This window comes from Micromonospora deserti, assembly GCF_003236335.1.
GTDB classification, from domain to species: domain Bacteria; phylum Actinomycetota; class Actinomycetes; order Mycobacteriales; family Micromonosporaceae; genus Micromonospora; species Micromonospora deserti.
This window is the reverse complement of sequence record NZ_POUB01000312.1, coordinates 1-6,357: the sequence shown is the minus strand read 5'-3', so window position 1 is coordinate 6,357 and position 6,357 is coordinate 1. Positions and strand designations below refer to the sequence as shown.

General features: G+C 74.0%; 8 protein-coding genes. 4 read left to right on the top strand and 4 right to left on the bottom strand.

What is annotated here, in order from left to right:
• Window positions 1-79 precede the first annotated feature (79 nt).
• Together C1I99_RS27870 and C1I99_RS27865 are read right to left on the bottom strand one after the other, a co-directional pair.
• Window positions 80-391 carry a hypothetical protein gene (locus tag C1I99_RS27870; RefSeq protein WP_111137185.1) on the bottom strand — a complete coding sequence of 104 codons (312 nt, stop codon included), beginning with the start codon at window positions 389-391 and terminating at the stop codon, window positions 80-82.
• A gap of 13 nt (window positions 392-404) precedes the next feature.
• Window positions 405-689: a hypothetical protein gene (locus C1I99_RS27865; RefSeq protein ID WP_233512762.1), complete on the bottom strand. Its 285-nt coding sequence runs from the start codon at window positions 687-689 to the stop codon at window positions 405-407.
• Window positions 690-793: 104 nt separating this feature from the next.
• On the opposite strand from C1I99_RS27865, the gene C1I99_RS27860 reads away from it, so the two are divergent.
• Window positions 794-1,153 (top strand): DUF3099 domain-containing protein, encoded by a 360-nt coding sequence (locus C1I99_RS27860; RefSeq protein ID WP_199562414.1) that lies wholly within the window; start codon window positions 794-796, stop codon window positions 1,151-1,153.
• Between the two features lie 168 nt (window positions 1,154-1,321).
• Here C1I99_RS27860 and C1I99_RS27855 read toward each other — a convergent pair whose 3' ends face one another.
• The gene (locus C1I99_RS27855; protein ID WP_111137182.1) at window positions 1,322-2,218 is read right to left on the bottom strand and encodes a carbohydrate kinase family protein; all 897 of its coding nucleotides are present in this window, start codon (window positions 2,216-2,218) and stop codon (window positions 1,322-1,324) included.
• A complete protein-coding gene (locus tag C1I99_RS27850; protein WP_111137181.1) occupies window positions 2,215-3,144 on the bottom strand; it encodes a pseudouridine-5'-phosphate glycosidase in 930 nt (309 codons plus the stop codon). Before C1I99_RS27850 ends, C1I99_RS27855 begins: the two co-directional genes overlap by 4 nt.
• An 87-nt stretch (window positions 3,145-3,231) precedes the next feature.
• Here C1I99_RS27850 and C1I99_RS27845 point away from each other — a divergent pair, with 87 nt between their 5' ends.
• The 3 genes from C1I99_RS27845 to C1I99_RS27835 all read left to right on the top strand — a co-directional run bounded on the left by C1I99_RS27845 (window position 3,232) and on the right by C1I99_RS27835 (window position 6,093).
• Window positions 3,232-3,450, top strand: a complete 219-nt coding sequence (locus C1I99_RS27845) for a DUF3039 domain-containing protein (protein WP_111137180.1) — start codon at window positions 3,232-3,234, stop codon at window positions 3,448-3,450.
• A gap of 40 nt (window positions 3,451-3,490) precedes the next feature.
• Complete coding sequence (locus C1I99_RS27840; RefSeq protein ID WP_111137179.1) at window positions 3,491-4,141, top strand: trimeric intracellular cation channel family protein; 651 nt, start codon at window positions 3,491-3,493, stop codon at window positions 4,139-4,141.
• Between the two features lie 215 nt (window positions 4,142-4,356).
• Window positions 4,357-6,093: a DEAD/DEAH box helicase gene (locus tag C1I99_RS27835; protein ID WP_111137178.1), complete on the top strand. Its 1,737-nt coding sequence runs from the start codon at window positions 4,357-4,359 to the stop codon at window positions 6,091-6,093.
• Window positions 6,094-6,357: the final 264 nt, after the last annotated feature.

Here is a 6,357-nt window from a genome sequence, read left to right as displayed (position 1 = left end):
GGGCGGGGTGGCGTTGGCCGACGCGCTGCGGTGCGCGGGCCGACCGCCGGAGCGGCCCGCGTCGCCGTTGTGACGGCTACTAGGCGGCGGTGGGGTGGGCGAGCGCGGCCAACGCCCGCCGGACGTCGGCCAGCGAGACCGTCGCCGAGTCGTCCAGGTCGGCCAGGCCGGCCTCGATCCACTGCCGCATCAGCGTGGTGACGCCGATGCCGCGCGCCTCGGCCGCCGTGCGCACCCGTTCGTACGTCTCCAGCGGCAGCCGGACCGAGCGGCTGACCATCGGGGTGTCGGTGTCGGGGGTGGGCAACTCCACCGGCTGGCTCCCGTCGATCAGCTCCGCGAGCCGGTCACCGCCGCTGTGGAACTGCTTGGTCGCGTCGTTACGGTTCATCGTCACCGCCTCCTCATCGGCGAGATCTCCGCACGGCCTCGTCGTAGCGCTTGACCTCGACGTCGCTCAGCTCGCGGGCGGAGAGGATGTCCCAGTCGTTGTCGGTGCCGTCGGCCTCGGCGAGCAGCACGGCCAGCCGACGCCCCCGGGCGGTGGCGTAGACGACCATCACGTCGTCGCCCAGGTGGCGGATGACCCGCCGGCTGCTGTGCAGCGCCTCCCAGACTTCCCCCGGCGTGACGTCGTAGACCCCCAGGTTGGCCAACGCCTCGTCGGTGAAGCTGAACCTGCTGCCCACGGCGCGAGCGTACCACGTGCGTAACACGGGCAGCGGATGAGCCGATTCTCGCTGATCACGCGGGGGAGGTGACAGGATGGGGCGTAATCCCCTCGAGGAGGCCCATGGTGAAGCGTCAGGCGTACCAGCCGATCCTGATCACCGACGCCTCGCGCAGCCAGGACGATCAGCTCACCAGCCGGCAGCGGCGGTACGTGCTGATGATGGGCATCCGGGTGGCCTGCGTGATCGTCGGTGCGATCCTGGTCGGCGCACAGGCGCCCCTGCTCTGGCTCTGGCTGCCACTGGTCGGGCTGGGCATGATCCTCATTCCCTGGCTGGCGGTGCTGCTGGCCAACGACCGGCCGCCCAAGGAGCAGCACCGCCTCACCAGCAGGTTCCAGGCGCGCCGCCGTGACGAGACCCCGCCGATGAGCCTCACCGCCGAGGAGCGGCCGCACAAGGTCATCGACGCCGAGTCCTGACCGCCCGGGGTCGGCCGCCACCCCGGCCCCGCCGTCGGCAGCTCCAGCCGGGCCCGCGATGGCGGGTAACCGGCCCCCGGCCCGTGGCGAGATGGACTGCCGCAACCGACCTGCGGATGCCCCGCGGACGTCGACGTGCGCCGCGGGCGGGGGCTCGGTGACCGGCGCTCAGCGTTGCGGTCGGGCGCCGACCCGGGAGACGGCCAGGGCGCCGAGGTCAGCCGCCCGGCCCAGTGCCGCCGCCGGCCGCGCGCCGTCGAGCCAGGCGGCCAGCAGGCCGGCCGCGAACGCGTCCCCGGCCCCGGTGACGTCCACCACCGCCACCCGGCGCGCCGGTGCCACCGTGACCGTCGCCTCCCGGTCCACCCAGACCGCCCCGGCCGCGCCCCGCTTGACCACCACCCGGCGGGCGGCGGCCGACAGCGCCCGCCCCTGTGCCGCCGGGTCCAGACCGCCCGCGAGGACCGTCGCCTCGTCGGCGTTGACCAGCAGTAGGTCGACCCCGCGTACCCAGGCCAGGAAGGCCGTCGCGCCGACCCGCCGCAGCGGCGCCGCGGAGGCCGCGTCGACGCTGGTGGTGAGCCCGCGCTCGCGGGCGGCGGCCAGCGCCCGCAGTCCCGCCGGGCGCGACTCCGCGTCCAGCAGCGGGTAGCCGGACAGGTGCAGGTGCCGCGCGTCGGGCGCGGCCGCCAGTGCCTCGTCGACCTGCGCCGCGGTCAGCCGCAGGTTCGCGCCCCGCTCGGTGATCATCGTGCGTTCGCCGTCGGTTGCCAGCACGATGACGGTGCCGGTGGGCCGGTCCGGGTGCCGGGCCACCGCGCACTCGACGCCGGCCTGCTCCAGCTCGGCCACGCGCTCCCGGCCCGCGCCGTCGTCACCGACCGCGCCGACCAGGGTCACCGGCACGCCCTGAGCGGCCAGCCAGGCCGCGGTGTTGGCGGCCTGGCCGCCGCCGCTGAACCGGATCGCCGCCGGGGTGTCCGACCCGGTCGCCGGCGGGCCGGCGAGCACCGCCACCACGTCGGTGATCAGGTCGCCGACGACGAGGACACGGCCTGCCGTCATGCGCCGGCGCGGCGGGCGGCCGCCGCGACCGCGATCCGGGCGGCGAGCTCGGCGTTGCGCAGAATGATCCGGACGTTCACCGCCAGGCTGGCCCCCTCGGTGGCCGAGTGGAAGTGGGCGAGCAGGTACGGCGTCACCGCCTTGCCGGTCACCCCGTCGCGCTCCAGCCGCGCCAGCCCGTCGGCGAGGGTGCGATCGTGCAGCTCCGGGTCGAGTTGCTCGTCGGCCGGCAGCGGGTTGGCCACGATCAGGCCGCCGTGGTGCACGCCGTGCTGCTCCCGGGCGGCCAGCACGTCCGCCACCTGTTCGGGTGAGTCGACCGACCAGTCCAGGTCGAAACCGCCGTCGGTGAGGTAGAAGCCGGGGAAGCGCCGGGTGCGGTAGCCGATCACGCCGACACCGAGCGTCTCCAGCCGCTCCAGCGTGGCGCCGACGTCGAGGATCGACTTGACCCCGGCGCAGACCACCGTGATCGGCGTGCGGGCCAGGGTGACCAGGTCGGCCGACTCGTCGAAGCTCTGCGCGGCCTCCCGGTGCACCCCGCCGAGCCCACCGGTGGCGAACACGCCGATCCCGGCCGCCGCGGCCACCGCGCTGGTCGCGGCCACGGTCGTGGCGCCGTCCGCGCCGGTGGCGGCGGCCACGGCGAGATCGCGTACGGAGAGCTTGGCCACCCCGTCGACGGTGGCGAGCCGGGTCAGCCGGGGGTCGTCGAGGCCCACCACCAGTTCGCCGGCGACCATGCCGATGGTCGCCGGCACCGCGCCCGCCTCGCGGACCGCCTGCTCGATCTGCCGGGCCACCCGCAGGTTGTCCGGCCGGGGCAGGCCGTGCGAGACGATGGTGCTTTCCAGGGCGACGACGGGATGCCCGTCGCGCAGCGCGTCGGTCACCTCAGTGCCGTAACGGATGTGCAAGTCGGTCACATCATCACGGTACGACCCGCGCCGGCGGCGGCCTGAAGTGGACCGGGCCGCAGTGACCTGCCAGACTTGACGGTTGGAGGTGCAGAAGTGAGTACTCAGGTTCTTGAGCGTCCGGAGCTGAAGGACGCGGACACCGGTCCCGAGATGTTCCACTACGTCCGGAAGGAAAAGATCGCCGAGAGCGCCGTCATGGGCACGTTCGTCATCGCGCTCTGCGGAGAGACCTTCCCGGTGACCAAGGCGGCCAAGCCCGGCTCGCCGGTCTGCCCGAAGTGCAAGGAGATCTACGACTCCTGGGACGAGTGATCCAGGGCGTCCGCTCCGGCCGTCCACGTAACCTTCGGCGGTGACCACCTCCACCGCCCTGCTCCTCGCCGACCTGACCGGGGTCGCCGTCTTCGCGGCCTCCGGCGCCTCCGCGGCGGTGGCCAAACGGCTCGACCTCTTCGGCGTCGTCTTCGTCGGCTTCGTGGCGGCCCTCGGTGGCGGGATATTCCGCGATCTCGTGATCAACGAGGTCCCCCCGCTGGCCTTCGCCGACTGGCGGTACGCCGCCACCGCGGCGGTCACCGCCGTGGCCGTCTTCTGGCTGCACCCCCAACTCGCCCGGCTGCGCACCACCGTGCTGGTGCTGGACGCGGCCGGCCTGGGGCTGTTCACCGTCACCGGCACGGTCAAGGCCCTCGACGCCCAGGTGCCGGCGGTCGGCGCCTGCGTGGTCGGCATGCTCACCGCGATCGGCGGTGGTCTCGGGCGGGACCTGCTCACCGCCGAGATCCCGGTGGTGCTGCGCCGGGAGATCTACGCCGTGGCCGCGCTCGCCGGCTCGATCATGGTGGCCGTGCTGGACGGGCTTGGCCACGCCAACGCCGCCTGGCTGACCGTGGCGGCCGGGTCCGTCTTCGTGCTGCGCCTGATCGCGCTCCGGCGGCGCTGGTCGGCACCGGTGGCCACGCTGCGCCCACCGCCCTCCGGCATCCGCGGCCCCCACCCCTGACCCGGCGGTCTGCCGCAGGACAGGGCTCCGGCGACCGTGGGGTGGGGCCAGCGGTGGGAATGTGACCAGCGTGGCGTCAGGTGGGGCGTGACGCCGTCGCTGGTTATGCTGAGTCGGCCTTCGCGGCATCTTCTGCGCGGAGGCGTTTTCATGGGCGGCGGGACCCGTGGCCCTCGCCCGGGGTCCGCCATCGTGCGGTCGGAGAGGAGCTACGCGTGGCAGCCCGGACGCCGGCGCTCGAGACGTTCCCGGCACTACGCGCCTGGCAGCGCAAGGCGCTGGTGGAGTACCTCCGCCGCCGGAGCGAGGACTTCACCGCGGTCGCCACGCCCGGCGCCGGCAAGACCACCTTCGCCCTGCGGATCGCCGCCGAACTGCTCGCCGACGGCACCGTCGGGGCGGTCACCGTGGTGGCACCCACCGAGCACCTGAAGAACCAGTGGGCCCAGTCGGCGGCCCGGATCGGTATCCAGCTCGACGCCGCGTTCCGCAACGCCGACCTGCACTCCGCCGCCGACTTCCACGGGGCGGTGGTCACCTACGCGCAGGTCGGGATGGCCCCACAGGTGCACCGCCGGCGGACGATGACCCGTCCCACCCTGGTCATCCTGGACGAGATCCACCACGCCGGGGACTCCCGGTCCTGGGGCGACGGGGTGAAAGCGGCCTTCGAGCCCGCGGTGCGCCGGTTGATGCTCACCGGCACCCCGTTCCGTTCCGACGACAACCCGATCCCGTTCGTCACCTACGAGCGGGGCGGCGACGGCCTGCTGCGCTCACGCGCCGACTCGGTGTACGGCTACTCCGACGCGCTGCGCGACGGCGTGGTCCGGCCGGTGCTCTTCCTGGCGTACTCGGGGGAGACCCGGTGGCGGACCAACGCCGGTGAGGAGTTGGCGGCGCGGCTGGGCGAGCCGATGACCCAGGATCTGATCGCGCAGGCCTGGCGTACCGCCCTCGACCCGGCCGGCGACTGGATGCCGCAGGTGCTGCGGGCCGCCGACGCCCGGCTGACCGTGCTGCGCAACGCCGGCATGCCCGACGCCGGCGGCCTGGTCATCGCCAGCGATCAGCAGGCCGCCCGCGCGTACGCCAAGCTGATCGAGCAGGTGACCGGCGAGCGGGCCGCCGTGGTGCTCTCCGACGACGTGGGGGCCTCGGCCCGGATCGCCACGTTCGGGGCGTCCGACCAGCGGTGGCTGGTGGCGGTCCGGATGGTCTCCGAGGGCGTCGACATCCCCCGTCTCGCGGTCGGCGTCTACGCGACCAGCGCCAGCACCCCGCTCTACTTCGCCCAGGCGATCGGCCGGTTCGTCCGGGCCCGCCGCCCGGGCGAGACGGCCTCGGTCTTCCTGCCCAGCGTGCCGCACCTGCTCGGGCTGGCGAGCGAGATGGAGGCCGAACGTGACCACGTGCTCGGCAAGCCGAAGGACCGCGACGGCTTCGACGACGACCTGCTCGACCGCGCCCAGCGCGACGACCAGGCCAGCGGTGAGCTGGAGAAGAGGTTCGCGGCGCTGAGCGCCACGGCCGAGCTGGACCAGGTGATCTTCGACGGCGCCTCGTTCGGCACCGCGGCCCAGGCCGGCACACCCGAGGAAGAGGAGTACCTCGGGCTGCCCGGACTGCTCACCGCCGACCAGGTCTCGATGCTGCTGACAAAGCGCCAGGCGGAACAGCTCGCCGCCCAGCGCCGGCGGGCCACCCAGCGGACCGCCGAGCAGGCCGTGGAGAGCCCGTCGGCGGCGCCGCCGGCGCCGATGAGCGCCGCCCAGCGCCGGGTGGCACTGCGCCGCCAGCTGAACGCGCTGGTGGCCGCCCGGCATCACCGCACCGGCCAGCCGCACGGCAAGATCCACGCCGAGCTGCGCCGGATCTGCGGGGGCCCGCCGAGCGCCCAGGCCACCATCGAGCAGCTCGAGGAACGCATCGCCACCGTCCAGACCCTCTGACCGCGCGGACATGGGAGCGGCCACCGCTAGGCCCACCCCACCCGCTGACCCATCCCCAGCACGCCCAGCTTGCCCGTGAACGCCGGCCGTGGCCGTCCCCGAGCGCTTCGCCGCGCCCACGAGCGCTCCGCCGCGCACATGCGCCGGCCGTGCCCGTCCCCGCGGGTCCGCCGTGCCCGTCTGCGTTGATCAAGAGATGTGCGTCACGAACGGCGGTGAGGTGACGCACACCTCTTGATCAACACGACGGGTGCGGGTTCGGGT